25 protein-coding genes and 1 riboswitch are annotated in these 25,307 nt (G+C 63.1%); of the genes, 15 read left to right on the top strand and 10 right to left on the bottom strand.

The features are described from left to right. Positions 1 to 80: 80 nt before the first annotated feature. The 3 genes from ACQ5BM_RS21515 (at position 81) to bluB (ending at position 3,281) form a co-directional block, all read left to right on the top strand. On the top strand, positions 81 to 1,274 hold the full coding sequence (locus ACQ5BM_RS21515) for a phytanoyl-CoA dioxygenase family protein (protein ID WP_429815637.1): 1,194 nt from the start codon (positions 81 to 83) through the stop codon (positions 1,272 to 1,274). A gap of 88 nt (positions 1,275 to 1,362) precedes the next feature. Beyond that, entirely contained in the window at positions 1,363 to 2,175 is an 813-nt protein-coding gene (locus ACQ5BM_RS21510) for an SDR family oxidoreductase (protein WP_429815635.1), read from the top strand. Positions 2,176 to 2,279: 104 nt separating this feature from the next. Next, positions 2,280 to 2,491, top strand: a riboswitch (cobalamin riboswitch). A gap of 46 nt (positions 2,492 to 2,537) precedes the next feature. Beyond that, a complete protein-coding gene (gene bluB, locus ACQ5BM_RS21505; RefSeq protein WP_429815632.1) occupies positions 2,538 to 3,281 on the top strand; it encodes a 5,6-dimethylbenzimidazole synthase in 744 nt (247 codons plus the stop codon). Here bluB and ACQ5BM_RS21500 read toward each other — a convergent pair. The 4 genes from ACQ5BM_RS21500 to ACQ5BM_RS21485 form a co-directional block, all read right to left on the bottom strand. Then, positions 3,238 to 4,317, bottom strand: a complete 1,080-nt coding sequence (locus ACQ5BM_RS21500; protein ID WP_429815629.1) for a DUF2865 domain-containing protein — start codon at positions 4,315 to 4,317, stop codon at positions 3,238 to 3,240. The two genes, bluB and ACQ5BM_RS21500, sit on opposite strands and share 44 nt — an antisense overlap. 154 nt (positions 4,318 to 4,471) lie before the next feature. Then, entirely contained in the window at positions 4,472 to 5,116 is a 645-nt protein-coding gene (locus ACQ5BM_RS21495) for an acyl-homoserine-lactone synthase (RefSeq protein WP_429815626.1), read from the bottom strand. A 143-nt stretch (positions 5,117 to 5,259) separates the two neighbouring features. After that, positions 5,260 to 5,994: a helix-turn-helix transcriptional regulator gene (locus tag ACQ5BM_RS21490; protein ID WP_429815623.1), complete on the bottom strand. Its 735-nt coding sequence runs from the start codon at positions 5,992 to 5,994 to the stop codon at positions 5,260 to 5,262. Positions 5,995 to 6,273: 279 nt separating this feature from the next. Beyond that, the gene (locus ACQ5BM_RS21485; RefSeq protein WP_429815620.1) at positions 6,274 to 8,586 is read right to left on the bottom strand and encodes an NADP-dependent malic enzyme; all 2,313 of its coding nucleotides are present in this window, start codon (positions 8,584 to 8,586) and stop codon (positions 6,274 to 6,276) included. Positions 8,587 to 8,758: 172 nt separating this feature from the next. Here ACQ5BM_RS21485 and ACQ5BM_RS21480 point away from each other — a divergent pair, with 172 nt between their 5' ends. Beyond that, positions 8,759 to 9,595 carry a UDP-2,3-diacylglucosamine diphosphatase gene (locus tag ACQ5BM_RS21480; protein WP_429815617.1) on the top strand — a complete coding sequence of 279 codons (837 nt, stop codon included), beginning with the start codon at positions 8,759 to 8,761 and terminating at the stop codon, positions 9,593 to 9,595. Positions 9,596 to 9,691: 96 nt separating this feature from the next. Beyond that, a complete protein-coding gene (locus tag ACQ5BM_RS21475) occupies positions 9,692 to 10,912 on the top strand; it encodes an MFS transporter (protein WP_429815614.1) in 1,221 nt (406 codons plus the stop codon). On the opposite strand, the gene dgcA is transcribed toward ACQ5BM_RS21475, so the two are convergent. Continuing rightward, a complete protein-coding gene (gene dgcA / locus ACQ5BM_RS21470; protein ID WP_429815612.1) occupies positions 10,864 to 11,847 on the bottom strand; it encodes an N-acetyl-D-Glu racemase DgcA in 984 nt (327 codons plus the stop codon). The genes ACQ5BM_RS21475 and dgcA overlap by 49 nt on opposite strands. Positions 11,848 to 12,083: 236 nt before the next feature. On the opposite strand from dgcA, the gene ACQ5BM_RS21465 reads away from it, so the two are divergent. The 4 genes from ACQ5BM_RS21465 to ACQ5BM_RS21450 all read left to right on the top strand — a co-directional run bounded on the left by ACQ5BM_RS21465 (position 12,084) and on the right by ACQ5BM_RS21450 (position 16,325). After that, a complete protein-coding gene (locus ACQ5BM_RS21465; RefSeq protein WP_429815610.1) occupies positions 12,084 to 13,232 on the top strand; it encodes an MlaE family lipid ABC transporter permease subunit in 1,149 nt (382 codons plus the stop codon). A gap of 23 nt (positions 13,233 to 13,255) precedes the next feature. Beyond that, positions 13,256 to 14,065, top strand: a complete 810-nt coding sequence (locus ACQ5BM_RS21460; protein WP_429815957.1) for an ABC transporter ATP-binding protein — start codon at positions 13,256 to 13,258, stop codon at positions 14,063 to 14,065. Positions 14,066 to 14,248: 183 nt separating this feature from the next. Then, the gene (locus tag ACQ5BM_RS21455) at positions 14,249 to 15,619 is read left to right on the top strand and encodes an MlaD family protein (RefSeq protein ID WP_429815607.1); all 1,371 of its coding nucleotides are present in this window, start codon (positions 14,249 to 14,251) and stop codon (positions 15,617 to 15,619) included. An 88-nt stretch (positions 15,620 to 15,707) separates the two neighbouring features. After that, complete coding sequence (locus ACQ5BM_RS21450; protein WP_429815605.1) at positions 15,708 to 16,325, top strand: ABC-type transport auxiliary lipoprotein family protein; 618 nt, start codon at positions 15,708 to 15,710, stop codon at positions 16,323 to 16,325. A gap of 6 nt (positions 16,326 to 16,331) precedes the next feature. On the opposite strand, the gene ACQ5BM_RS21445 is transcribed toward ACQ5BM_RS21450, so the two are convergent. Beyond that, complete coding sequence (locus ACQ5BM_RS21445; RefSeq protein WP_429815602.1) at positions 16,332 to 16,604, bottom strand: BON domain-containing protein; 273 nt, start codon at positions 16,602 to 16,604, stop codon at positions 16,332 to 16,334. A 155-nt stretch (positions 16,605 to 16,759) separates the two neighbouring features. On the opposite strand from ACQ5BM_RS21445, the gene ACQ5BM_RS21440 reads away from it, so the two are divergent. After that, entirely contained in the window at positions 16,760 to 16,936 is a 177-nt protein-coding gene (locus tag ACQ5BM_RS21440) for a hypothetical protein (RefSeq protein ID WP_429815599.1), read from the top strand. A gap of 48 nt (positions 16,937 to 16,984) precedes the next feature. On the opposite strand, the gene hemF is transcribed toward ACQ5BM_RS21440, so the two are convergent. Continuing rightward, positions 16,985 to 17,896, bottom strand: a complete 912-nt coding sequence (gene hemF / locus ACQ5BM_RS21435; RefSeq protein WP_429815597.1) for an oxygen-dependent coproporphyrinogen oxidase — start codon at positions 17,894 to 17,896, stop codon at positions 16,985 to 16,987. 307 nt (positions 17,897 to 18,203) lie between these two features. Between hemF and ACQ5BM_RS21430 the strand changes: the two genes are divergently transcribed. Continuing rightward, positions 18,204 to 18,464, top strand: coding sequence for a hypothetical protein (locus tag ACQ5BM_RS21430; protein WP_429815595.1), 261 nt, complete (start codon positions 18,204 to 18,206; stop codon positions 18,462 to 18,464). Positions 18,465 to 18,482: 18 nt separating this feature from the next. Here ACQ5BM_RS21430 and soxR read toward each other — a convergent pair whose 3' ends face one another. Beyond that, positions 18,483 to 18,953 (bottom strand): redox-sensitive transcriptional activator SoxR, encoded by a 471-nt coding sequence (soxR, locus tag ACQ5BM_RS21425; RefSeq protein WP_429815592.1) that lies wholly within the window; start codon positions 18,951 to 18,953, stop codon positions 18,483 to 18,485. A gap of 76 nt (positions 18,954 to 19,029) precedes the next feature. On the opposite strand from soxR, the gene ACQ5BM_RS21420 reads away from it, so the two are divergent. Next, positions 19,030 to 19,605, top strand: coding sequence for an NADPH-dependent FMN reductase (locus tag ACQ5BM_RS21420; protein WP_429815589.1), 576 nt, complete (start codon positions 19,030 to 19,032; stop codon positions 19,603 to 19,605). Between the two features lie 88 nt (positions 19,606 to 19,693). Here ACQ5BM_RS21420 and ACQ5BM_RS21415 read toward each other — a convergent pair whose 3' ends face one another. Continuing rightward, complete coding sequence (locus ACQ5BM_RS21415; RefSeq protein ID WP_429815586.1) at positions 19,694 to 20,155, bottom strand: tRNA (cytidine(34)-2'-O)-methyltransferase; 462 nt, start codon at positions 20,153 to 20,155, stop codon at positions 19,694 to 19,696. 6 nt (positions 20,156 to 20,161) lie between these two features. Continuing rightward, the gene (locus ACQ5BM_RS21410) at positions 20,162 to 20,734 is read right to left on the bottom strand and encodes a GNAT family N-acetyltransferase (RefSeq protein ID WP_429815584.1); all 573 of its coding nucleotides are present in this window, start codon (positions 20,732 to 20,734) and stop codon (positions 20,162 to 20,164) included. Between ACQ5BM_RS21410 and ACQ5BM_RS21405 the strand changes: the two genes are divergently transcribed. The 3 genes from ACQ5BM_RS21405 to ACQ5BM_RS21395 all read left to right on the top strand — a co-directional run bounded on the left by ACQ5BM_RS21405 (position 20,722) and on the right by ACQ5BM_RS21395 (position 24,982). After that, positions 20,722 to 21,159 (top strand): hypothetical protein, encoded by a 438-nt coding sequence (locus ACQ5BM_RS21405; RefSeq protein WP_429815581.1) that lies wholly within the window; start codon positions 20,722 to 20,724, stop codon positions 21,157 to 21,159. The genes ACQ5BM_RS21410 and ACQ5BM_RS21405 overlap by 13 nt on opposite strands. Continuing rightward, positions 21,143 to 22,996, top strand: coding sequence for an ABC transporter ATP-binding protein (locus ACQ5BM_RS21400; RefSeq protein ID WP_429815578.1), 1,854 nt, complete (start codon positions 21,143 to 21,145; stop codon positions 22,994 to 22,996). Before ACQ5BM_RS21405 ends, ACQ5BM_RS21400 begins: the two co-directional genes overlap by 17 nt. 120 nt (positions 22,997 to 23,116) lie before the next feature. Next, positions 23,117 to 24,982, top strand: a complete 1,866-nt coding sequence (locus ACQ5BM_RS21395) for an ABC transporter ATP-binding protein (RefSeq protein ID WP_429815576.1) — start codon at positions 23,117 to 23,119, stop codon at positions 24,980 to 24,982. Positions 24,983 to 25,307: the final 325 nt, after the last annotated feature.

The raw sequence follows: 25,307 nt of genomic DNA, 5'->3' as shown, positions 1-25,307 counted from the left end.
TTGATGGATTCTTGCCCTATATCATGTTTTGTGGCCGCCTATAGTCGTGCTCATCAAGATGTTCCAGGGGAGGAAACGGGATGAAGACCGACAACGGTGCGAGGCAGCGGGTGGAGCGTGTCTGGCTCACTGAGGAGGCCTGCGATATCGAGGCGTTCCGGGCGGAAGTCGAACGGCGCACCAACCTGGCCGACTATCCCTATGCTTCAGGCTGCGACAAGAACGTGCTCGTCTACAACAGCGCCGACCTGATTGCCGCCTGCGGCAATGCCGAAACGCGGCGGGCGGTGCTTGCCGAAATCTGCGAAGCGCTGGCAGCCGGCCCGGGTGTGGCGGTCTTCAAGCGCGCCTTCGCCGATACGGCCGCAATCGACGTCGCGAGCGCCGTCTTCGACGGGATCATCGAGGAGCAGCATCGCAGCAACAGCGGCGGCGGTGATCACTTCGCCAAGCCCGGCGCCAACGATCGCATCTGGAATTCGTTGGAAAAACACTGCCTGAAGGCGCCCGAGAATTTTGCGGCCTACTATGCCAATGCGATCATTGCGCTCGTCAGCGAAGCCTGGCTCGGGCCGAACTATCAGATGACGGCGCAGGTGAACCGCGTCAATCCGGGCGGCGCGGCGCAATCGGCACACCGGGACTACCATCTCGGCTTCCAGACCTCCGCGGTGATCGAGCGATATCCGGTTCATGTGCACAAGCTTTCGCCGGTGCTGACGCTGCAAGGCGCGGTCGCCCATTGCGACATGCCGCTCGAAAGCGGGCCGACGCTGTTCCTGCCCTATAGCCAGACCTACGTGCCGGGCTATCTGGCGCTCAACCGGCCGGAGTTCCGCGCCTATTTCGACGAGCACCACGTGCAGCTTCCGCTCGAAAAGGGCGATGTCGTCTTCTTCAACCCTGCGCTCTTCCATGCCGCCGGCAACAATCGCTCCGCCGATATCCGCCGCGTCGCCAATCTCCTGCAGGTGTCCTCGGCTTTCGGTCGGGCGATGGAGACGGTCGACCGGCTGACGATGAGCGCGACGCTCTACCCGGCCTTGAAGACATTGCTGGCGAAGGGCAAGCTGACCGAGGCGGAAGCCGCCAACGTCATCGCATCCTGCGCCGAGGGCTATTCGTTTCCGACCAATCTCGATCGGGATCCGCCGCTCGGCGGCCTGGCACCGAAGACGCAGGCGCAGTTGATGCGCGAGGCACTGGCTGCGGGAACGAGCGAGCAGGACTTTCAAGCGGCACTCGATGCACAGGCACGGCGCAAGCTGAGCTGACGGTTCAATCTCACATTTGACGGGCTCCCGATGCGTTGCGCTCGGGAGCCGTACCTGTTTCACGCGATCATTCCCGAGGGAGAATTCGATGAACGGACAAATGCAAGGCAAGATCGCCATCGTCACCGGTGGCACGCAAGGACTGGGCGCAGCGATTGCCGGCCTTTTCGCCGAACGCGGTGCAGCCGGCATCGTCATTTGCGGGCGCAATGCCGCCAAGGGGCGCGCGAAGGCGGAGGAAATCGGCAAGGCCAGCGGCGCGAAGGTGGTCTATGTCGAGGCCGATCTTGAAAAGGTGGAGCTCGCGCGGAAGGTCGTTGCCGCCTGCGATGCGGAGTTCGGCCGGGTCGATGCGCTGGTCAATGCTGCGGCCATTACCGATCGCGGCACGATCCTCGACACGACACCGGAGCTCTTCGACCGGATGTTCGCCATCAATGTACGGGCGCCGTTCTTCCTGATGCAGGAGACGGTGAAGGTGATGCGGCGCGAGCGGACCGAAGGCACGATCGTCAATATCGGTTCCATGTCGGCGATGGCCGGGCAGCCCGTCATCGCGGCCTATTGCGCATCGAAAGGGGCCCTCGAAACGCTGACCAAGAACACGGCCTACGCGCTGTTACGCAACCGCATCCGCGTCAACGGCCTGAATATCGGCTGGATGGCATCCGAAGGCGAAGATCGCATCCAGCGCGAGTTTCACGGCGCCGCCGCAGACTGGCTCGAAAAGGCGGCCGCCAGCCAACCGTTCGGCAGGCTCGTCGATCCGGCGGAGGTCGCGCGCGCCTGCGCCTATCTGTCTTCGGCCGAATCCGGGCTGATGACCGGATCGGTGATCTGCTTCGACCAGTCGGTCTGGGGCGGCTATGACGGTTCGCCGCATCCGGTGGCGCCGCTTTAGATCACGGTGATCGATCCTTATAAGTAGAGCGGGATGCGGGCGGAAAACCGCCGGCACTTTTCCTCACCCGCCCTGACGGGTGCTTGTCTTTCCCTGGCGGCTGTGCCCTTATGGCGCCGTCAGGTGCCCGCGCGAGCGGGAGAATCGGGAATCCGGTGTCATTCTGGAACGTGCCCAACGCTGTGACGGGGACGGTTGCCTCTCGAAGTGCCTTGAATTGATTCAAGGTTTTGCCACTGGATCTTCAAGCGATCTGGGAAGGTGGGGCGACCGGTTGAACCGAAGTCAGAAGACCGGCCTGGCGAGATAGACCGAACCCCGCGTGGACGGCGGGAGGTTTTCGCATTGTTGGGGATCGAACGATGCTGACTGAACCGAAGGGCGGCCTTGCGGCTGCCGGTGCCTTTTCGCTGGAAGAGCGGGAGGCCGTCTACCGCGCCATCGAAACACGCCGCGACGTGCGCGATGAATTCCTGGACAAGCCTTTGCCCGACGAACTGGTGAAGCGGCTGCTGACGGCGGCGCACAGCGCGCCGTCCGTGGGTTTCATGCAGCCCTGGAACTTCGTGCTGGTGCGGGCGCCGGAAACGCGCGAACGCGTCTGGCAGGCCTTTCGCCGTGCCAATGACGAGGCGGCGCGGATGTTTGCGGAGGAACAACAGGCCAAGTATCGATCACTGAAGCTCGAAGGCATTCGCAAGGCGCCGCTCAGCATCTGCGTCACCTGTGATCGCACACGCGGCGGCGCCGTCGTTCTCGGCCGCACGCACAATCCGCAGATGGATGTCTATTCGACGGTTTGCGCCGTGCAGAACCTGTGGCTGGCGGCGCGCGCCGAAGGGGTCGGCGTCGGCTGGGTCAGCATCTTCCACGAGACGGAAGTCAAGGCGATCCTCGGCATCCCCGATCATATCGAGATCGTTGCCTGGCTCTGCCTCGGCTATGTCGATCGCCTCTATCAGCAGCCCGAGCTGGCGGTGAAAGGGTGGCGCCAGCGCTTGCCGCTGGAAGAACTGGTCTTCGAGGAAGGCTGGGGAACTGCAGCGACGGATCGTTCCGACATCAATTCTGGACCGGTTGATAGGCCGGTCCCTTTGGGTGCTTGAGGTCGATCGAGGTTTCTTCGTTGGGCAGGAAGGTCGGGCCGACGACGCGCACCTTGTTCTTGGATGGGTCGTAGGGGCGCTCCTCGGGCGGCGCCTTAGCGGTCGTTGCATCTGCCGGTTTCTTGGTTTCGATCACCACGATTGACGACTGGTCATCGCCGGTCATCGTACCGGTCGCTTTCGGCGAGGTCGCGGCCGTCTGCGGTATCTGGCAGCCGCACATGCCGGGTTTGCTGATGCCGCGGGTGCGATAGGCGAAGGCATTGGGCATTTCGGTATAGGGCCGGCCGGTCACGGCCGAGACCATCTGTTCGCTCTCCTCCGTGTTGAGGTCGTGGAAGTAGAGCTCCGTCTCGGCGCCAGGGCAGCGCGCCCGGCAGGCCTGTTCGTCACGCGGGAAGTCGGCGGGCGTCGCATCCGAAGAGATCGGGAAGAAGGCGCCGTCGCAGGTGCGCACGCACATGGTCCGCAACGTCCCGCGATAGTAGCCGTCCTGCGGCGCATAGCCGTCTTCGCCATGCCCAAGCATCGGCCCGTAGGCGTCGTCAGGCGGCAGATCGGCGATGATGTTGCGGTGCGTCTCCGGCTCTTCGGGTTCGACGCTCGCAAAATAGTCGCGGTCGCTGTAGCAGCCGTTGATCTCGAGCGCGGCGACGATACGGCGACGGGTGTCTTCGCTGCCGCCGGCGACGATCTGCTCACGCTCCGATTTCAGCATGCGCAGGTTGTCTTCCATCTCGGCGATGAGGCTGTCGAGCTCGCTGCAGGTGTCGGGGTCTCCGCCGTCGAAGGTGGCGACGCTGCCGCCACCGCAGCCCGCGCGCCGGCGATCGTTCTTCGCCCGGCGCAACTCGATGTTCTGGCGTGAGATGGCGCTGGCATAGTCGCGGGCGTCGGCATTGCTGGCGACGATGTCGGACATTTGCGCAAGCCGGGTGTTCAGCCGGTCGCACACGGTCGATGCCAGCGAAGGATCGGCACCGACCAGAGCCAACGGCACAAGCGCCGCAGCGACGTGTTTCAAGCGCGGGAACACGGGCGAAGTCTCTTCCTACTGCCACACGATGCCAACCTTCTGGTATGGGCGGCTGCTGGCGGCAATTCCTGTTTCACCTCCATCATAGAGCTTGTCGATGATCGTGCAACGACAAGCGGCGGTTTGCGTTAACGGGTCCGGCCGACCGAAGCGGTCAGGCGGCGCGGGCGGTTTCCAGCGACATCGGGCGTTCCAGAACGGTGCCTTCGATGGCAGCAACGGCCTTCATGCGCTGAAGCAGGTTCTCGGTCACTTCCCAGGCGACGGCAACGGCGAAAACCGAGCCGATGCGATGCGGTTCGGCGATGCGCTCGCCCGGGCATCCCATGCGGCGGAACATGCGTTCCAGGAACACGTCGGTGACCGTGACGATATGGCTGATACCGGATGCGAGACCGAGCTCGCCGACGCCGCACATCAACTCGGCGGCCGCGACCGTGACCTGATTCGATGCGCGATCCTGCGAAATGTCGGGCTCGATGCAGAAGCGGCTCGATTCCCAGACCGAAGCGCTGCGGATTTCCGGGTTGTCGCCGAGCAGGATCGGGAAAGTATCGTCCAGCATGTTGGGGCCGAGCGTCGGAAGCAGTCTCAGTGCGCCGCGCAGGCGACCGGTATCGGGGGCGTAGGACAGCACGTAGAGCGGGTTCGCCTTGTCGTAGTTGTCGATTTCCCACTCACCGTCGGTCTGAACATCCCATTTCAGGAAATCGTGAAAGACGCGCTTGCGCAGCCGGAACATCTCGTCGACGGCCTGCGGGTGCTGTGCGCGGGTCTTTCCGTTCAGGATCCTGATCATCTTTTTCTCCATCCTTGTTTTGGGATGGGCGGATGCTGTCAGGCTGGCGACGGCCGCGTAACTGTCGGTAGTGACAGTTTAAATCGGTGATATTTCCCACTAGATTTCGAGGGGTTTTGGGAGGGGCCTTGGCGCGGCCGGCGTCAAACGGTGGGGATCAGCGCATGGCGCACGGCCTGGGCAACGGCCTGCGTATTGGAGACGACATTCAGCTTGCGCCTCGCATTGGTCATGAAGAAGCGCACGGTACGTTCGGAAATGCCGAGAATCGTGGCGATTTCCCAATAGCTCTTGCCGGCGGCGGCCCAAGTCAGAACCTCGGTTTCGCGGCCGGTGAGGCGCTCGCGCGCCGAAAGCGCTCCGGGCATTGCGGCGTGCTCGAGCATTGCGGCATGGAAGAGGTTGGCGGCGAGCTGGAAATCGCGCAGATGCTGGCGCCGATAGGCCGTCCATTCGTCGGCCGGCATGTTGACGTTGAGGGCAAGCAGCGCCATGCGGCCGGCTGGCGAAGGCAGCGGCAAGGCGACGCCTTCGGTCGAAAGGCCGATCTCCTGCGCCGCCTGGAACAGAGGCTCGCAATCCGGAAAACGATGCCGCGCCATCGTCCACTCCACCGGGCGGACGCCGCCAAGTGCGAGTTTCAGGATGGGATCGATTCGATGAAGGCTGCGCGACCGGTAGATTTCGGCCGCATAGGCACCGAAGGTGTGATGCAGGCGGCAGATCTTGAGCTCGTCGGCGTAGGGCTCGGCTTCAAGGTACAGGAGATGAGCGATGCGGAAGGTCCGGCGCATCAGCGTAAAGAAATGAGCGGGCTCGACACAGCCCCCGCATTCCAGGATTTCCAGCATGTCGAGGACAGCCTGTTGCTCAGTCATGCCACAACACCGAATCTCGTCCGAGGTTGCAGCATGGTTAGGGGTTCACCTTTTGTCCAGCGCAAACTTAGCTGTTTAGTGTGCAATACCAGACATGCAATTTCTGATTGGCGGTTTTCCCGACTGGTCTGCCCGAGCGGGTGGCAGAGGATGATTTCTCTGTGATTCCCGGACGATAGCGCGCCGCGCGCGATTGCGCGACGCCTGGATATGGCATTGGGGGCGCCGGTCTGGCGCCCGGTATCCGCGAAGATCGATGGCGATCTCCGCGGCTTCATATCAGCCCGGATGGCTGGCTTCGACGACCGCGAGGGCCGCCATGTTGACGACACCGCGCGACGTGACCGAAGGCGAAAGGATGTGTGCGGGCAGCGCCGAGCCGAGCAGGATCGGGCCGACATGCAGGCTGTCGGTCATGGTCTTGACGACGCCGAGCGTGATGTTGGCGGCATCGAGATTGGGGAAGACCAGCAGGTTGGCTTCGCCCGGCAGGCTGCTGTCCGGCATGACGCGCTGGCGCAGCGCTTCCGAGATTGCCGCATCGCCGTGCATTTCACCGTCAACTTCGAGGTCGGGCGCGAGTTCCCGCACGAGCTGGAGCGCCTTGCGCATCTTGGTGGCGCTTTCCGAGTCGCGCGAGCCGAAGTTCGAATGCGAGACGAGGGCAGCACGCGGCGTGATGCCGAAGCGGCGGATCTCCTGTGCCGCCATGACGGTGGTCTGGGCGATTTCCTCGGCGCTCGGACAATAGCTCACATAGGTATCGGTGAAGAAGGTGGCGCCGCGCTGCGAGATCAGCAGGCTGAGCGCGGAGAAGTCGAGCACGCCCTCGCGCTTGCCGATGATCTGCGAAACGTCACGCATGTGCCGGGAATAGCGGCCCTCGACGCCGCAGATCAGCGCATCCGCTTCGCCGCGCTTGACCGCCAGCGCGCCGATCACGGTCGTGTTGGTGCGCACGATCGTACGGGCGGCTTCCGGGATCACGCCCAGGCGGCCGACGAGCGAGAAATAGTCCTCGACATAGTCGCGATAGCGCGGATCGCCTTCGGGGTTGACCACTTCGAAATCGACATCGGGACGGATGCGCAGGCCGTAACGGCGCAGGCGCGTCTCGATGATCTGCGGACGGCCGATCAGGATCGGGCGGGCCGTGCCTTCTTCGAGAAGAACCTGGGCGGCGCGCAGCACGCGTTCGTCTTCGCCTTCGGCAAAGATCACGCGGTTCTTCTGGGCGTTCTTCGCCGCGGCGAAGACCGGCTTCATGATGAAGCCCGAGCGGAAGACGAAGCGGTTCAGCTTGTCGAGATAAGCGTCATAGTCCTGGATCGGACGGGTGGCGACGCCGCTCTCCTCGGCCGCCTTGGCGACGGCCGGCGCGATGCGCAGGATGAGGCGCTGATCGAAGGGCGAGGGGATCAGGTAATCCGGGCCGAAGACCGGGGTCTCGCCGGAATAGGCGCGGGCGGCGACGTCGGACGGCTCCTCGCGGGCAAGGCCGGCGATGGCGCGGACTGCCGCCATCTTCATTTCTTCGTTGATGGTGCTTGCGCCGCAATCGAGCGCGCCGCGGAAGATGTGCGGGAAGCAGAGAACGTTGTTGACCTGGTTCGGGAAATCCGATCGACCGGTGCAGATCATCGCATCCGGACGGGCGGCACGGGCAGCCTCCGGCATGATTTCCGGCGTCGGGTTGGCAAGCGCCATGATCAGCGGCTTCTCCGCCATCTGCACCAGCAGTTCCGGCTTCAGCACGCCGGCTGCGGAAAGTCCGAGGAACACGTCTGCGCCGGCGATGCTGTCGGCAAGCACGCGGTTGTCGCTCTCCTGCGCGTAGATGGACTTCCACTCGTCCATCAGCACTTCGCGGCCCTTGTAGACGAGGCCTTCGAGGTCATGCACCCAGATGTTCTCGCGCTTGGCGCCAAGCGTCACGAGCAGGTTGAGACAGGCGAGCGCGGCGGCACCGGCACCCGACGTGACGATCTTCGCCTTGGCGATATCCTTGCCGGCGAGTTCGAGGCCGTTGAGGATGGCGGCTGCGACGATGATGGCCGTTCCGTGCTGGTCGTCATGGAAGACCGGGATCTGCATCTTTTCGCGCAGGCGACGCTCGACCTCGAAACACTCAGGCGCCTTGATGTCTTCGAGGTTGATGCCGCCGAAGGTCGGTTCAAGCGCCGAGATGACATCGACCATGCGGTCGATGCTCGAGGCATCGATCTCGATGTCGAAGACGTCGATGCCGGCAAACTTCTTGAAGAGAACCGCCTTGCCTTCCATGACCGGCTTCGAAGCCAGCGGTCCGATATTGCCGAGGCCGAGCACGGCCGTGCCGTTGGAGATGACGGCGACCAGGTTGGCGCGGGCGGTGAAATCCGCGGCCGTTTCCGGGTTGTCGCGGATGGCGATGCAGGGGGCGGCGACACCAGGCGAATAGGCAAGCGCCAGGTCACGCTGGTTTCCGAGCGGCTTGGTGGGCTGGATTTCGAGCTTTCCCGGGCGAGGGTAACGGTGGAAGAAAAGGGCCTGCTGGTCGATGTCGCCGCTGGCCGGACCGGTTTGGGATTTCGTTTTGTCGCCCGTGTTCATTCTCTCGCATTCCTCATTCGTGGTCGTGCCTTTTGGCATGAATTCGGAACGAGGTACAGTTTTGCCGTATCGATTTTGGCGGCCAGATGGGCGGCAAGGCGCTCATGTCATCTTCCTGAAACACGAGTCTGGTTTTCACGGGGGCAGAAAGCGTAACCCAGACGAGGCTGGCATGACGGCGCAGCAAGACAACTCCGTACGAAAGCTCAGGACGTTGTTCATCTCCGACGTCCATCTCGGGTCGAAGGCCGCCAAGACGGACTTCCTTCTCGATTTCCTGCGGCATCATGAAGCGGAGACGATCGTGCTGGTCGGCGACATCGTCGACGGTTGGCGGCTGAAGCGCAGCTGGTACTGGCCGCAGAACTGCAACGACGTCGTGCAGAAGCTTCTGCGCAAGGCACGCAAAGGCGCCCGCATCGTCTACGTCCCCGGCAATCACGACGAATTCCTGCGTGATTTTCCCGGCGTGCATTTCGGCGGCATCGAGGTGGCGCAACGCTACCTTCACGAGGGCGCCGACGGCCGAAACTATCTGGTGCTCCATGGCGACGAGTTCGATGTCGTGGTGCGCAATGCCCGCGTGCTCGCCTATCTCGGCGACTGGGCCTACGACACGGCGATCGCCATCAATATCGGCTTGGCCGCAATCCGCCGCCGCCTCGGCATGCCCTATTGGTCGTTCTCTTCCTGGGCCAAGCTTCAGGTGAAGCATGCCGTCAACTTCATCGGCGAGTTCCAGAAGGTGGTTGCCGACGAGGCCCGTCGCCACGATGCGCAGGGCGTGATCTGCGGGCACATCCACCATGCGGTCATCGAAGACATCGGCGACATCCGCTACATCAATACCGGCGACTGGGTGGAAAGCTGCACGGCGATTGCCGAGCATCATGACGGGACGATGGAACTCATCACCTGGCACCAGATGCGTGGCGGCGCCGTTGAAAACGAAGCCTCCGGCGAAGCCGACAAGCTGCTTGCCCAATTGCTGACCCAGCGCGCCGCCTGACCGAGAGCGACAGTTCGGCTCCTGTCGCGAAAACTAGGTTATGGCGAGGCCTGCCGGGGCTGTGCTAGAGATCGGGTACAGCCATCAGGTCAGCCGATGATTCCCACCTCAGCGCCCGCATCCGTGGGCCCTCCGCCGCGCCATTTCGCGCTTCGCATCGCCTTGCTCTTCTGCGCGCCGCTGATCGTCAACGGCTTCGCCATGCCGTATTTTCCGATGTGGCTGAGCACGCTCTCGATGACCGACTTCGAGATCGGCGTCGTCCTGGCGCTGCCGATGTTCGTGCGCGTCATCACGGCGCCGATCGCGGGCGTCATCGCCGACCGCCTCGGCGAGCGGACGATCGTGCTGATCTGGTCCGGATTCCTGTCGCTCGCGACCGCACTGGTGCTGTTCTATTTCCGCGACTTCTGGCCGGTGCTGGTCATCTACACGCTGCAATCCGCCGTCTATTCGCCCTATGTGCCGATCGTCGAGGCGATTGCGCTCTCCGGCGTCCGGCGCTGGGGCTTCGACTACGCCCATATGCGGCTCTGGGGCTCGGTCGCCTTCATCGGTGCGACGATGCTCGGCGGCTGGATGGTCGGCATTTTCGGCAGCGACATGGTTCTGCCGGCGATGGCGATCGGCTTCGGCCTGACGATCGCCATGGCCTACGCGGCGCCGCGCGTCGGCAAGCCGCGCCGGCCGTCGCCGATCACCGCGCTCACCGAGCCGCCGCCGAAGTCGCTCAAGCAGCTCGACCTGCAACTGCTTCTGATCGGGGTGACGCTGGTGAACGCCAGCCACGCGATGCTGTTCGCCTTCTCGGCGATCTACTGGCAGCAGATCGGCTACAGCGGCACCGAGATCGGCTTGCTGTGGAGCGCGGGCGTGGCGGCCGAAGTCACGATGTTCATCTTCGCCAAGGCGATCAGTCGCCGCTTCAGCGTGTGGGTGATGATCCTGTCGGGCTGTTCGCTTGCGGTGGTGCGCTGGATCATCTTCCCGATGAATCTCGGCTTCAGCGGCTATTTCGTCCTTCAGTGCTTCCACGCCTTCACCTACGCGATCATGCACACTGGCATGCAGCACAAGCTCGTCGAGCGGGTGGTGGAATCCCAGGAAGCGTCGGCCCAGGGACTCTATTTCTTCTACACCGGCATCTTCACCGCGATCTTCACCTTCCTGTCCGGCTATTTCTACGCCTGGTACGGCGTGAACGGCTTCTATTCGATGTCGGTCGTCGCCTTTGCCGGTTGCTGCTTCGCGGTTACCGCCTGGTATCTTCAGCCCCAGAGACGCGGCTCCGGGGGGAAGACGAGCGAAGCCTCGTAGCGCAGGCCAGGTGTGCGATCTTCGGCGAGCAGCAGCGGCCCGTCGAGGTCGACGAAATCAGCACCCTGGGCGACGAGGGTCGCCGGGGCCATCGCCAGCGAACTGCCGACCATGCAGCCGACCATGACCTTGAGGCCGAGGGCTGCTGCCTGATCGCGCATGCGCAGCGCCTCGGTGAGGCCGCCGGTCTTGTCGAGCTTGATGTTGACCGCGTCATAGCGGCCGACGAGGGCGGCGAGGTCCTCGGTCGCGTGCACGCTTTCATCCGCGCAAATGGGGACGGGGCGGGCGACCGTCGCCAGCGCCTCGTCGCGCCCGGCCGGCAACGGCTGCTCGATCAGGTCGATCCGTTCCTCGGCGCAGATCGCGAAGTGGTAGGCGAGCGTTTCGGGCGTCCAGCCTTCATTGGCATCGAGGATGATGTGGCTCGTTGGTGCGCCGGCCCGGACAGCGCGGATGCGCGCGGCATCGTCCGACGTGCCGACCTTGACCTTGAGGAGCGCACGGTGGGCGTATTTCGCCGCCTGTTCGCGCATGGCATCCGGCTCGGCGAGCGACAGCGTATAGGCGGTCGTCAATGCGTCGGGTGAGGCTATGCCCGCAAGCGCATGAACAGGCTCGTTTTTCTGTTTGGCTTCCAGATCCCATAGGGCACAATCGACGGCGTTTCGCGCGGCACCCGGTTTCATCTGGCGCTGCAGTTCGGCACGGGTCAGGCCGCTTTCGATGCGCGGGCGAACGGAAGCGATCTCGGCCAGCACCGAATCGATCGTTTCTCCGTAGCGGCCGTAGGGCACGCACTCGCCGGAGCCGGTGTGAATACCGTCGCTGATTCGGCAAGTGACGACGCTTGCCGTCGTCTTGGAGCCGCGCGAGATCGTAAAGGTGCCTGCAATCGGGAAATGTTCCACTACGGCATCGAGGGAAAGTGACATGAAAGCGTCTCCGGCGCGCAATCTGAGGGTCCGACATCGCCGCCAACCGAACGTGCGGGTGACAGCCACGGTGCGAGCCGTTATGACGGTGTAAGGATTTACGAATCTTTACAGCGCCGCGTCCGTGGGACACGCAACGGTCGCTGTAACACTTTAGGTCTGCTGCATTATTTTGTCCTCAAATCGATTCCGGTTTAAGGAATTATGCAGTCGCAAATCAGGAAAACCGAAGCCAGGTGACGCCATCCGCCCGCAAGCTTACCGCCGATGTTGCGCTGGCCGAAAGTGCCGGCGGGCGAAGCTATGTCTTTACCGGCGCCTGGCGGCATGAAACCGCCGAAGCGATGGCAGCGAAGCTCGACGGACTTGCAAGCAAAAGCGACGGGGTCGCGCAGTTCGATCTTTCCGGCGTGACGGCAATGGACACGGCCGGCGCGTGGATCATCCGGCGGTTCATGACCCGTATTGCCGGTTCGTCCCGGGATGACATCCATTTCGCCGAGGGCGGGCAGCGCTATGTCGAGCTGATCGATGCCTTGCCGGCGGAATTGCGCGCGCCCGAGAAAGGCAGCGAGCGGCTACCGCTGTTCCAGCGCATTTTCGCTCCGGTCGGCGAGGTAATGGTCGCGACCTGGGACGACGTCGTCGCGGCGATGTACATCCTCGGTTCCGCGGTGCGCGGCGCCCAGCTCAAGCTGGGGCGGCACAGCGGCGTCTCGCCGGCGGCGATCGTTCATCAGATCGACCGGATGGGCGTGATGGCGGTGCCGATCATCACGCTGATGTCGTTCCTGATCGGTGCGATCATTGCGCAGCAGGGCGCGTTCCAGCTCCGCTACTTCGGCGCGGAGGTCTTCGTCGTCGATCTCGTCGGTATCCTGCAATTGCGTGAAATCGGTGTTCTCCTGACGGCGATCATGATCGCCGGTCGCTCCGGCAGCGCCATCACCGCCGAAATCGGCTCGATGAAGATGCGCGAGGAAGTGGACGCGCTGAAGGTGATGGGACTGAGCCCGATCGGCGTTCTCGTCTTTCCGCGCCTCGTCGCGCTCACCGTCGCGCTGCCGCTGCTGACGATCATCGCGAACTTTGCCGCCTTGACCGGCGCCGCCCTGGTCGCCTGGGGCTATTCCGGCATCACGATCCCGACCTTCCTTGCGCGCCTGCAGGAAGCGGTCGATTTTTCGTCCGTCGCGGCCGGCATGATCAAGGCACCGTTCATGGCGCTGATCATCGGTGTGGTCGCGGCCGTGGAGGGGCTGAAGGTCGGCGGCAGTGCCGAGTCGCTCGGACGTCACGTGACCTCTTCGGTGGTCAAGTCGATCTTCGTCGTGATCCTGATCGACGGGCTCTTCGCCATGTTCTACGCAGCAATCGATTTCTGAGGCGAGGAACAGCCGTGAGCGCAATCGAGAAACGACACGAAGAAGACCAGGCAACGGAAGCGAACGGCCGCGAGTCCGTGCTTTCCGTCCGCGACCTGACGGTGGGCTTCGGCTCGAACATCGTGCTCGACAAGCTGAACCTCGAAATCTACCGCGGCGAGATCCTCGGTTTCGTCGGTGCTTCCGGCACGGGCAAGTCGGTGCTGATGCGCACCGTGCTGAGGCTGCTGGCGAAACGATCCGGCAAGATCGAGATCCTGGGCGCGGACTACGACAAGATCACCGAAGCCGAGCGCATCGCGCTCGACATGCGCCTCGGCGTTCTCTTCCAGCATGGCGCGCTCTTTTCGGCGCTGACGGTTCGCGAGAACATCCAGGTACCGATGCGGGAATATCTCGACCTGCCGCAAAGGCTGATGGACGAACTGGCGCGGGTGAAGATCGAACTCGTGGGCCTGGCGCCGGAAGCGGCGGAAAAATACCCATCCGAGCTTTCGGGCGGCATGATCAAGCGCGCCGCCCTTGCTCGGGCCCTGGCGCTCGATCCCGACCTGGTTTTTCTGGACGAACCGACCTCGGGCCTCGATCCGATCGGGGCCGCGGAGTTCGACGAGTTGATCGCCAAGCTGCGCGACACGCTGGGACTGACCGTGTATATGGTGACTCACGACCTCGACAGCCTCTTTTCCGTCTGTGACCGCATCGCGGTTCTCGGCAAGAAGCGGGTTCTGGTCGAGGGGACCGTCGAAGACATGCTGGCCTGCGATGAACCCTGGGTGCGGTCCTATTTCCGTGGCAAGCGGGCTCGATCGATCGTGCGCCACGAGCAATGACCGGAGCATGCTTGCGCGCAAGCGAATGGCTTGATGCGGAAAGATGCGCCGGAAACGAAGTGCAGCAGCGTTCTTCGTGCGTCATTTGAACGAACGGCGCTCGAAAATGAATGCGGTTTTGGCGCCAAGGCGTCGAGATCGGAGGAAGAGCCGGTGAAGCGGCCACGAAGGTAGTCGGTACGAATGGAAACGAAAGCGAACTACGCCATTGTCGGTTTCTTCACGGTGTTCGTGATCGCGGCCGCCTTCGGCTTCGTCTACTGGATGTCACAGTACGGGCGCAGCGGCGAGATGGTCGAACTGGTGGTCAACATTCCGGGTTCCGCGAACGGCCTCTCCGTCGGCTCGCCGGTGCGCTTCAACGGCATCGCCGTCGGTACGGTGCGCAATCTTGCGATCGACGCCAATGATCCGCGCTATTCGATTGCCGTCACCGAAGTCTCGGTCGACGCGCCGGTGCTGCGGTCGACCAAGGCGACGCTGGAAGTGCAGGGGCTGACGGGCGCCGCCTATATCGAACTCAGCGGCGGCCGCAAGGGCGACGAGAACATCCTGAAGACCGCGATCGAAAAGGGTACGCAGGCGCGCATCCTTGCGGATCAGTCGAGCGTCACCAGCCTGCTGGCGACCGCCGACCAGATCATGGACCGCGCCAACAACGCGATCAGTGACATCCAGGGCTTCGTGACCGACGTGCGCGGCCCGCTGACGACAACGATCGGCAATGCGGAGAAGTTTTCAACGGCGCTCGCCAACAATTCCGGCGCGATCGATGACTTCCTGCAGAGCGTGACGGAGCTTTCCGGCTCGGTGAGTACCGCCTCGAAGAAACTCGATTCGACCTTGGCGTCCGCCGAGACCTTGGTGAAGTCCGTCGACCCGAAGAAGATCGATCACATCGTCTCCAACGTCGAGCAGATCAGCAACGATCTGAAGGCGGCCTCAGGCGGCGTCTCCGAAACGATCGCCGCCTTCCGGCGGACGGTCGAAACCTACGATCAGTTCGGCAAGAACGCCCAGAAGACGCTGGCGCGGGTCGATACGCTCGTGGCCTCGGTGGACAAGAACAAGGTCGAACTCGTCGTCGACGACATCACCGCAGCGACGGCCGATGCCCGCAGAACCGTTGCGAATATCTCTCAGTTCGCGTCGAAGATTACCGCGCGGCAAGAGGACATCGACCGTACGATCACCGACGTTACCGAGCTGGCGAGCAAGCTGAATGCCTCGGCCAACCGGGTCGACAGCATTCTCGTCAAGGTCGATGGTTTCCTCGGCGACGCGGATGCGCCGTCGCTTTCGGCCGAAGCACGCACGACGCTCGAATCCTTCCGCAAGGTTGCCGACAATCTCAACGCGCAGATCGGGCCGATCGCCGAAAACCTTCGGCGCTTCTCGGGTTCGGGCCTGCGCGATGTCGAAGCGCTCGTCACCGATACGCGGCGCACGGTCCAGAGCCTGGAAAACACGATCTCCACCTTCGACAAGAACCCGCAGCGTCTTCTCTTTGGCGGCGAAACAGTAAAACAATATGATGGCCGCACGCGGCGCTGAGTCGGGGGCGACAGGACCGGTGTGGGGCCAGGCGGTGTGCTTTCGATCAAGGGCGCGCCAAGGTGTGTGGGACAAAGGTATTGGCAGTATGAATTTTCCGGGGCTGGTTGGTTTACGAGTAGCGGGAGCGCGGCGCTCCGCCCTGATTTTCATGCTGGCAGCCGGGCTTGCCGGATGCGGCACGCGCGCCGCCGTCAACGACACCTTCAGCCTTTCGGCTTCGCCCATTGTCGGAGGACACGCGTCGACCGGCAAGCAGATCCTCGTGCCGGAACCGACGGCGGTGAAGGCGCTCGACAGCGACCAGGTCGTCGTCCGTCTGTCCGGTTCCGAGCTACAATATCTCTCCAAGGCACAATGGAGCGACCGGCTGCCGAAGCTGGTGCAGGCGAAGCTCGTGCAGGCCTTCGAGGACACCGGCAAGATCGGGGGCGTCGGCAAGCCGGGCCAGGGGCTCGCGATCGATTATCAGGTGATCACCGAAATCCGCGCCTTCGAGGTTTCGACGGAGGGTGCCGATACGGCCGTCGTCGAAATCTTCGCGAAAATCCTCAACGACCGCAACGGCACGGTGCGGGCGCAAAAAGCGTTTCGCGCCACGGCCGGCGTCAAGGGCGCCGGCAATCCGGCCTTCATCAAGGCGATGGACCAGGCCTTTGCCGGCGTCTCCGCCGAGATCGTCAGCTGGACGCTGGGCACCATCTGACGCCCGTTATTCAACGCCGGCCGTCTCGATACGGTTGATCACTTCCGCAACGCCTTGCATGTGCCTTGCCGCCTCTTCGGCGCGGATAACTTCGGCTGCGGTTGCCACGAAGCCGGCGAGTATGATCGTATTGCCTTTGGCGGTCACCGTGATGTCGGCGGCATCGAGGCCGGGCGCCACCGCCAGGAAATGGGCAACGCGGCGCTCCAGTTCCGCCGGGTTGTCCGCGGCCTGCCGCTCCGGCTCGTCGCCGTAGAATGTTCGCTTCTTGAAGATCATCGCCTCCACCTTGCTCAACGCAGGGGAAACGTCGGATGCCCACGCTTTGTTCGCCTGTTTCATCCGAAACAGCGGGAAATCCTCAGCCGTGCCATGTGTCTCTGCAAGCGACGGGATCTGTCGCGGTCACGAACGGCAGGCAGGGGACATATTCGATGCGCGGCTCTTTTTTCGCCATGGCTCTGGCGATAGCGATGACACTTGCCTTCGGCATGCCGGCCCAGGCCGAAAACTACAGCTATGGCCAACGACTGAGCTGCGTCGTCAAAACCGTGAAGACCTACGGCGCCTATGGCAGGGTCATCCTGAAGAAGGTGCGTGTCTGCGGTTAGCGTGTCGAGAGCGGATCGCGCTTGGCGAAGCGCTCTCAAATCTTGCCTTTACGGCCAGCGCACCACCGGCGGCAGGGACGACAGGATCGACTCGACGTTGCCGCCGGTCTTAAGGCCGAAGATGGTGCCGCGGTCGTAGAGCAGGTTGAACTCGACATAGCGACCGCGCCGTACGAGCTGCTCGTCCCGGTCTTCTTCGGTCCAGGGCATGTTGAAGTTGGTGCGGACGATCTTGGGGTAGACGAGGGCAAAGGCCTTGCCGACGTCGCGGGTGAAGGCAAAATCCGCATCCCAGCCGCCCTGTTCCTCGGACGAATGCAGCCAGTCGTAGAAGATGCCGCCGGTACCGCGCGGCTCGTTGCGGTGCGGCAGGAAGAAGTAGTCGTCGCACCACTTCTTGAACTTGGCGTGGTCGGCAACCGCATGACGGCTGCACGTGATTTCCATCGCGCGATGGAAGAGCTGCGTGTCCGCATCGGTCATGACGCGGCGGCGGTCGAGCACCGGCGTCAGGTCGGCGCCGCCGCCAAACCAGTTGCTCGTCGTCACCACCATGCGCGTGTTCATATGCACGGCCGGCACGTTGGGGTTCACGGGATGGGCGATCAGCGAAATGCCGGACGCCCAGAAGCGAGGATCCTCCGCTGCACCCGGGATCTGACTGCGGAATTCGGGCGAGAACTCGCCGTAGACGGTCGAGGTGTGGACCCCGACCTTTTCGAAGACGCGGCCTTCCATCATCGACATGCGGCCGCCGCCGCCCTTGCCGTCGTCGCGGCTCCAATCCCTGGCGGCGAAACGCCCGGGCGCACGATCGGAGAGAGGACCGGTCAGGTCATCCTCGATCGCCTCGAAGGCCGCGCAGATGGTGTCGCGCAGCCCTTCGAACCACGCACGCGCCTCCGCCTTCTTCTCTTCGATATCTGCAGGGAGGCCTGGGGGGAGTTGCGGTCGTTCCATGGAAAATTACGTCCTGTTGGCGGGTTTCCCGATGAAATTCCGCCGATTCGCTTGAAGTCGCCACAGTTCATACTTTCGCGCCGATGGCAACGCCGGTCCAGCGCCTCGGGCGGTCTGTCGCGCCACGGCGCCGTGTGTCTCCCAAGACGGGCAGGGCCGCCATCACGGTCAAGACTGCTGCATCTACCAGCGCCAATCTAAGGAATACATGCAGCGACAGTTTGGCCGTACGACGAAGCCCGCCGCCGAACAAAGCCCTGGCAAAGATCAAGCGCCGTCACTATCTTAGCGCTTAGAGGTATAGCCCATGGCAAGAATACCTGCAGGCCCGCCGCTCGATGGTTTGCGACGGCAGATCGCCCGGCATCGCCGGGACAATCCGACACGAGGCGATGGCCTTTTCGTGCGGGAAACCTTTCGGCTCAATCGCAGTGCCGCCCGAGCCAAGGCACGAGAATGGTTCGATACCTGGCCGAAGGCCGCCTATTGGACCGAGGTCGAAAGCTGGCGGCAGCTCGAGGGCGACGAGATCGAGTTCACCATGCGCCGTCTGCCGTCTGCCGACTAGCCGAGTTCGGCCGCGCTCTCAGCCGTGGCTATCGTCATCCATGAGCCGCGGGCCGGCGCCTTCCATCGACAGCACGTCGTGCGGGTTGCGCAGCGGACATTCACGCAGCGACAGGCAGCCGCAGCCGATGCAGCCCGTCAGGTGATCGCGCAGGGCCATCAGGCTGGCAATGCGTTCGTTCAGTTGCTCGCGCCAGTTCTCGGACAATCTGCCCCAGTCTGCCACCGTCAGCGGACGATCGTCCGGCAGCACCGACAAAGCGTCCTGAATTTCCGCCAGGGGGATGCCGGTGCGCTGTGCCACCTTGATGACCGCGACGCGCCTGAGCACGCTGCGCGGATAACGGCGCTGGTTGCCGCGGGTGCGGTTGCTGCGGATCAGGCCCTTGGCCTCGTAGAAGTGTAAGGTGGAGACCGCGACGCCGCTTCGTTCGGCCACTTCGCCGACTGTCAGCTCGCGGCGCAATTCGCCGCTCTTCACAATTGTCATAATCGCTATTGACCTCAACTATTGTTGAGGTTTTATAGCATTGGCTCCATGACGTCGACAACAGGAGCTTGATCCCATGACTGAGAAAATGACCCTTGCCGTGATCTATGGCAGCGCGCGCCAGGGTCGCTTCTGCGATACGGTCGCCAACTGGTTGATCCGCGAGCTTTCGGCTTCCGAGACCTTTACCCTGACGATCATCGACCCGGCGCGGCTCAGGACCTCGCGCGGCCTGGGTGCCGCGGTCAATCCGGGCGAGTGGCTGGAACGCAAGATCGCCGAGGCCGACGCCTTCATCATCGTCACGCCCGAATACAATCACGGTTACCCGGCCGCGCTGAAGGAGCTGATCGATTCGGTCTACGAGCCCTGGCACGCCAAGCCGGTCTCCTTCGTCTCCTATGGCGGCGCCTCGGGCGGCATTCGCGCCGTCGAGCAGTTGCGCCAGGTTTTCGGCGAGTTGCATACGGTGACGCTGCGCGATGGGATCACGCTCCCCAAGGCGTGGTCGAAGTTCGACGCCGCCGGCAACCTCTACAAGCCCGAGGAACTGCGTGCGCCGCTGTTTCTGATGATGGACCGGCTGACCTGGTGGGCGCGCGTTCTCAAACAGGCGCGCAAGAGCGCACCGTACAACGAGGTGGCGGCGTAACACGCCGAGCGCCACGGAGGGGCGGTACCGCTTCTGCGGCGCCGGCTGCGGCCAACAGCCAGGGTAGGAGGTAGCAATGTTTACGCTGTCAGGCTGGAGAGACCTGCCGGATCGCTTCACCGGCGATCATCGCGGCGGAGATCGCGATGTTCAGCGAGCGCTGGCCCTCGGCCATCGGAATGAGGACGCGGCCGTCGGCACGCTCGTGTACGTGGTTGGGAACGCCGGCGCTTTCCCGGCCGAAGAGCAGGATGTCGTCCGGACGGAACGCGAAGCGGGTATAGGGCAGGGCGGCCTTGGTCGAGGCGAGCACCAGCCTTCGGCCGCTTTCCGCCCGCCACGCCTCGAACCGCTCCCAGTTGACGTGACGGGTGAGCGCGACCGAAGCGATATAGTCCATGCCGGCGCGCTTCAGGTTGCGGTCGGAAAGGTCGAAGCCGGCCGGCTCGATTACGTCGACGGAAAGCCCGAGGCAGGCGGCAAGACGCAGGATCGTGCCGGTATTGCCGGGAATGTCGGGCTGGTAGAGGGCGATGCGCAGATTGCTCACGTCAGGTCACTCGTTTCCGGGGGCATCGCGGCGCGCATCAAACTCCGCAGCCAGGATGCCCATCATGATGTCGTCGTGCCATTCACCGTCGATCAGCGCCGACTCGCGTTCGCGACCCTCGATCGAGAATCCGGACTTGAGATAGGCGGCGATCGCCCGCTCGTTGAAGGCGAGAACCCTCAACGAGACCCGATGAAGGGCAAGTTCATCGAAGGCATAGGCCAATACCCGCTTGGTGACCGCAGTGCCAAGACCCTTGCCGAGGCGCCCCGGATCAAAAATGCCGATGGCGAAGCTCGCGCGCCGATCAGCGTGATTGCTGTTGTCGAGCCGGACTTCACCGACAAGGCCGTCCTGGTCGATGATCCAGGCGGCCGGGTGTGCGGCGATCCGTGCGATCCAGGCGGCTGCCTCGAGGTGGCTGAAGAGGCCGGGGAACGCCCTGCCTGCACCGAACATCCGGCAGATTTCCGGATCGCGGCCGAGCCTCAGGCGTGCATCCACATCACCGTCACGAGGGCGCCGAAGGACAAAGCCGACACCTTGAAGATCAGGAGGCGTATCCGATGAAGCGTTCATCCTTGTTCTCCGCTGCGAAAAGCCCGGCACTGCTTGATTTTGCGGTCGCTCATTTTGCCGGCGCTAATCTGTGCCGAAACGGCAACAGATACGCGTACGATGAAAAATTGTGCAAGAAACAGCCTGCGACAATCTGGCATGCCGCCGCGAATAAGGGTAGAGATCAAGCCTCTTCAACGCGAACCGACGGAGGCAAACATGAATGTATTGATGTTGACACGCCTTCCTGGAGTAGTGGGCCACCGTTTGGCCTGACCGGTTCCGCGACCTATCTTTTAACAGATCGACGCGCTTCCGGGACTCCGGAAGACGAAGCTCTCTTTCGGGCTGCATTTCCGGACCGACTTTTTCATCCTAAGAACGCGGGGAAACCCGCTTTCCTTCAAAATACTCTGAAGGAGCAATGCAATGTTTGGCTGGTTTGAATCCCGCCTCAATCCCTATCCGGCGGAGGAGCCGACGCTCCCGCCGAAAAGCCTTTTCGGCTTCTGCTGGCATTATTCCAAGCCGGCCGTGCCGTGGCTTCTCATCATGTCCGTCTGCACGATGCTGATTGCCATCGGCGAAGTGGCGTTGTTCCAGTTCCTCGGCAACATGGTCGACTGGCTGTCGAGCGCCAACCGCGAGACTTTCCTCCAGGCCGAGGGCGGCAGGCTCTTCTGGATGGGCGCGCTGGTGCTCATCGGCCTGCCGGGTCTCGTCGCGCTCGACTCGCTGATCATGCACCAGGTGCTGCTCGGCAACTATCCGATGATCGCCCGCTGGCAGATGCACCGTTATCTCCTACGCCAGAGCATGACCTTCTTTGCCAACGAGTTTGCCGGACGCGTGGCGACGAAGGTGATGCAGACCTCGCTTGCGGTGCGCGAAACGGTGATGAAGATCCTCGACGTCTTCGTCTATGTCGTCAGCTATTTCGTCACCATGCTCGCGGTTGTGGCGACCGCCGACTGGCGGCTGGTGATCCCGCTCGCCATCTGGCTCGCGATCTATATCTGCATCGTCGGCTATTTCGTGCCGCGCCTGCAGAAGATCTCCAAAGAGCAGGCCGATGCACGCTCGATGATGACCGGCCGGATCGTCGACAGCTACACCAATATCGGTACGGTCAAGCTCTTCTCGCATGCGGGCCGCGAGGAAGGTTATGCGCGGGATGGCATGGACAGCTTCCTCGACACCGTGCATCGCCAGATGCGCAAGGTGACGCTGTTCCACATCCTGGTCTACGCCAACAACAGCGTCGCGCTCTTCGCCATCGCGGCACTCGGCATCCATTTGTGGCTGACCAGTGCCATCTCCGTCGGCGCGATTGCGATCGCCGTCGGTCTCGCCATGCGCATCAACGGCATGTCGCAATGGATCATGTGGGAAGTCTCGGCGCTGTTCGAGAATATCGGCACGGTCTATGACGGCATCGGCATGATGACCAAGGCGCACGACATCGTCGACGAGCCGGATGCCAAGGCGCTGAAGGCGGACAAGGGGGCGATCGCCTTCGACAACATCCGCTTCCACTACGGCAAGGCCAAGGGCGTCATCGATCACCTGTCGCTCGACATCAGACCCGGCGAGAAGATCGGTCTGGTCGGCCGCTCGGGTGCCGGCAAGACGACGCTGATGAACCTGCTCCTGCGCTTCTACGATCTCGAGGAGGGCGCGATCCGGATCGACGGCAAGGATATCTCCACCGTCACCCAGGACAGCCTGCGCGCCCAGATCGGTGTCGTGACGCAGGATACGTCGCTGCTGCACCGTTCCATTCGCGACAACATCGCCTATGGCCATCCGGAAGCGGACGATGAGGCGATCATCGCGGCGGCGAAGAAGGCGAATGCCTGGGACTTCATCCAGGGCCTCGAGGACAACCAGGGCCGCAAGGGACTGGACGCGCAGGTCGGCGAACGCGGCGTCAAGCTCTCCGGCGGTCAGCGGCAGCGCATCGCGATCGCGCGCGTGTTCCTGAAGGACGCGCCGATCCTGATCCTCGACGAGGCGACCTCGGCGCTCGATTCGGAAGTCGAAGCGGCGATCCAGGAAAACCTCTTCGCGCTGATGGCCGGCAAGACGGTGATCGCGATCGCCCACCGCCTGTCGACGCTGACGGAGATGGACCGGCTGGTGATCCTCGAAGCGGGCCGCATCGTCGAGACGGGTTCACACGGCGAACTCGTCGCCAAGGGCGGCCTTTATGCCGATCTCTGGTCGCGCCAATCCGGCGGTTTCATCGCCGACGACGTCGAAAAAGAAGAGGCGGCGGAATAAGATACCGGTGGCCCGTCGTTCGAAAGAGCGGCGGGCTGCGGTCTTGGACGTTACGTATTTGTAATCAGCAATTGCGTTGAAACCGATTGCTGTTGCCGCCGAACCGCCTATATCGGAACAATGCTCAGCGCCATCGTCAGCCTTTTCGAGAACTGGATCAAGCCGTTCGCGCCGCGCGAGCGCCTGCAGCCGCCCAAATCGCTCTGGGGTTTCGCCTGGTTCTACGCCAGCCAGGCAAAGGGACCGTTCATTGCCATGGCCGTGCTCGGCGGTCTCGTCGCCATGCTCGAAGCCGGCCTGTTCTATTTCGTCGGACGGCTCGTCGACGTTCTCGACACGGTGAAGCCCGAGGCCGGCTGGAGCGGCCTGATCGCCGCCAACGGGCCGGAACTCCTGTTCATGCTGTTGACGGTCATGGTGTTCCGCTTTGTCGCGGTGTCGCTGGCCGCGCTCGTCGAAGAGCAGTCTATCATCACCGGCTTTCTCAACTTGGTGCGCTGGCAGTCCTATGTGCATGTGGCGCGCCAGTCGCTCACCTTCTTCCAGAACGATTTCTCCGGCCGCATCGTCACCAAGGTCTGGGCCGGCGCCCAGGCGACGAGCGATCTCATCGTCTCGCTGCTGCAGGTCGTCTGGTTCATCGTCATCTACACGGCTTCCACCATGGCGCTGATCGCGCAGCTCGACTGGCGTCTTGCGGCGATGGTCGCCTTCTGGATCGTCGTCTTCCTGTCGCTTGCGCGCTACTTCGTTCCGCGCATCCGCAAGCATGCCCGTGACACGGCCGAAATGGCATCGATGCTGAATGGCCGCATGGTCGATGCCTATTCCAATATCCAGACGCTGAAGCTCTTCGGTCGCGACGAGGAGAACGATCGCTATATCCGCTCCGGCTTCGATCGGTTCCAGGGGGCGGTCATTCCGTTCACGCGGCTGCTGACGGCGGTGCGCGCGTCGCTGGCGCTGCTTTCCGGCCTGATGATCACGGCCATCGCCGTCTATTCGATCCACCTCTGGCTCGGCGGCGCGATCAGTTCCGGCGCCATCGCCTTCACGCTGGCGCTGGTGCTCCGGCTCAACATGCTGCTTGGCCGCATGATGACCCAGTTCAATGCGATCATGCGCAACATCGGCACGATCCAGAACTCGGCCGAACTCGTGTCGCAGCCGATCGGTCTCATCGACCGACCCGGTGCCGCAGAGCTTGCCGTCACCAAGCCGGAGATCCGCTTCGAACACGTGCGCTTCCATTACGGCAAGGGCGAGCGCGTCATCGACGATTTTTCGCTGATCGTCCGTCCGGGTGAGAAGGTCGGTATCGTCGGGCGGTCCGGCGCCGGAAAATCGACCCTGGTCAATCTGCTGCTGCGCTTCTACGACCTCGAGGGCGGGCGGATCCTGATCGACGGGCAGGATATCGCGGCGGTCACGCAGGAGTCCCTGCGTGCCCAGGTCGGCATGGTCAGCCAGGATACCTCGCTGCTGCACCGCTCGATCCGCGACAACATCCTGTTCGGCCGACCCGATGCAAGCGGGGAGCAACTGATTGCCGCCGCGCGCAAGGCGGAAGCCCACGACTTCATTCTCGGTCTGCAGGACCAGCGCGGCCGCAAGGGGTTCGATGCCCATGTCGGCGAGCGTGGCGTCAAGCTTTCCGGCGGTCAGCGGCAGCGCATCGCCATTGCCCGGGTGATGCTGAAGGACGCGCCGATCCTCGTGCTCGACGAGGCGACCTCGGCGCTCGATTCAGAGGTCGAGGCAGCGATCCAGTCCAACCTCGACCGGCTGATGCAGGGCAAGACAGTGCTCGCGATCGCGCACCGGCTTTCGACGATCGCAGCGCTCGACCGGCTGGTCGTCATGGACAAGGGGCGGATCGTGGAGGAGGGAACCCACGCGGAGCTCGTCGCCCGCGGCGGGCTTTACGCAGGGCTCTGGTCGCGCCAATCGGGCGGATTTCTCGCCCGCGAAGAAGCGGCGGAGTAGAGCGCCCCTCGAGCACTTCCACGCCCACTCGATCAGCCTGAATTCACCCTAACCGGCGAGCGTCAAGTCCTTGTGCCGATTGGCCGCGCTTTTCCCCGCGACAATCTGCCCACATCCCCTTGTCAAGGCTGGACATAATTTGCGATCAAGCATAGAACGCGCCGGATTGACGGGGAATCTGTGTGCCGTGCGCGCGCAGAATTTTTTCGGATTCTGGTGCCGATGTCGTGTTTGCAGCCGCAAGACGACGGGGGCGACAGCACTATGAATAGGGCGTGGTTCCTTGACCTGGATCAAGTCGCAAGGGGCAGGAATTTCGCCGGGG

The organism is Ensifer sp. B1-9 (assembly GCF_050474445.1).
Classification (GTDB): Bacteria; Pseudomonadota; Alphaproteobacteria; order Rhizobiales; family Rhizobiaceae; genus Ensifer.
Note: the sequence above shows the minus strand (reverse complement) of the source record. Positions and strands in the feature narration are given on the sequence as shown.

Excerpts from the sequence above, each read along its gene's own strand:
- ACQ5BM_RS21515 (WP_429815637.1), top strand. The coding sequence starts at position 81 with ATGAAGACCGACAACGGTGCGAGGCAGCGGGTGGAGCGTGTCTGGCTC.
- ACQ5BM_RS21510 (WP_429815635.1), top strand. The coding sequence starts at position 1,363 with ATGAACGGACAAATGCAAGGCAAGATCGCCATCGTCACCGGTGGCACG.
- bluB (WP_429815632.1), top strand. The coding sequence starts at position 2,538 with ATGCTGACTGAACCGAAGGGCGGCCTTGCGGCTGCCGGTGCCTTTTCG.
- ACQ5BM_RS21495 (WP_429815626.1), bottom strand. The coding sequence starts at position 5,116 with ATGATCAGGATCCTGAACGGAAAGACCCGCGCACAGCACCCGCAGGCC.
- ACQ5BM_RS21490 (WP_429815623.1), bottom strand. The coding sequence starts at position 5,994 with ATGACTGAGCAACAGGCTGTCCTCGACATGCTGGAAATCCTGGAATGC.
- ACQ5BM_RS21485 (WP_429815620.1), bottom strand. The coding sequence starts at position 8,586 with ATGAACACGGGCGACAAAACGAAATCCCAAACCGGTCCGGCCAGCGGC.
- ACQ5BM_RS21480 (WP_429815617.1), top strand. The coding sequence starts at position 8,759 with ATGACGGCGCAGCAAGACAACTCCGTACGAAAGCTCAGGACGTTGTTC.
- ACQ5BM_RS21475 (WP_429815614.1), top strand. The coding sequence starts at position 9,692 with ATGATTCCCACCTCAGCGCCCGCATCCGTGGGCCCTCCGCCGCGCCAT.
- dgcA (WP_429815612.1), bottom strand. The coding sequence starts at position 11,847 with ATGTCACTTTCCCTCGATGCCGTAGTGGAACATTTCCCGATTGCAGGC.
- ACQ5BM_RS21455 (WP_429815607.1), top strand. The coding sequence starts at position 14,249 with ATGGAAACGAAAGCGAACTACGCCATTGTCGGTTTCTTCACGGTGTTC.
- ACQ5BM_RS21450 (WP_429815605.1), top strand. The coding sequence starts at position 15,708 with ATGAATTTTCCGGGGCTGGTTGGTTTACGAGTAGCGGGAGCGCGGCGC.
- ACQ5BM_RS21445 (WP_429815602.1), bottom strand. The coding sequence starts at position 16,604 with ATGATCTTCAAGAAGCGAACATTCTACGGCGACGAGCCGGAGCGGCAG.
- ACQ5BM_RS21440 (WP_429815599.1), top strand. The coding sequence starts at position 16,760 with ATGCGCGGCTCTTTTTTCGCCATGGCTCTGGCGATAGCGATGACACTT.
- hemF (WP_429815597.1), bottom strand. The coding sequence starts at position 17,896 with ATGGAACGACCGCAACTCCCCCCAGGCCTCCCTGCAGATATCGAAGAG.
- ACQ5BM_RS21430 (WP_429815595.1), top strand. The coding sequence starts at position 18,204 with ATGGCAAGAATACCTGCAGGCCCGCCGCTCGATGGTTTGCGACGGCAG.
- soxR (WP_429815592.1), bottom strand. The coding sequence starts at position 18,953 with ATGACAATTGTGAAGAGCGGCGAATTGCGCCGCGAGCTGACAGTCGGC.
- ACQ5BM_RS21420 (WP_429815589.1), top strand. The coding sequence starts at position 19,030 with ATGACTGAGAAAATGACCCTTGCCGTGATCTATGGCAGCGCGCGCCAG.
- ACQ5BM_RS21405 (WP_429815581.1), top strand. The coding sequence starts at position 20,722 with ATGAAGCGTTCATCCTTGTTCTCCGCTGCGAAAAGCCCGGCACTGCTT.
- ACQ5BM_RS21410 (WP_429815584.1), bottom strand. The coding sequence starts at position 20,734 with ATGAACGCTTCATCGGATACGCCTCCTGATCTTCAAGGTGTCGGCTTT.
- ACQ5BM_RS21400 (WP_429815578.1), top strand. The coding sequence starts at position 21,143 with ATGTTTGGCTGGTTTGAATCCCGCCTCAATCCCTATCCGGCGGAGGAG.
- ACQ5BM_RS21395 (WP_429815576.1), top strand. The coding sequence starts at position 23,117 with ATGCTCAGCGCCATCGTCAGCCTTTTCGAGAACTGGATCAAGCCGTTC.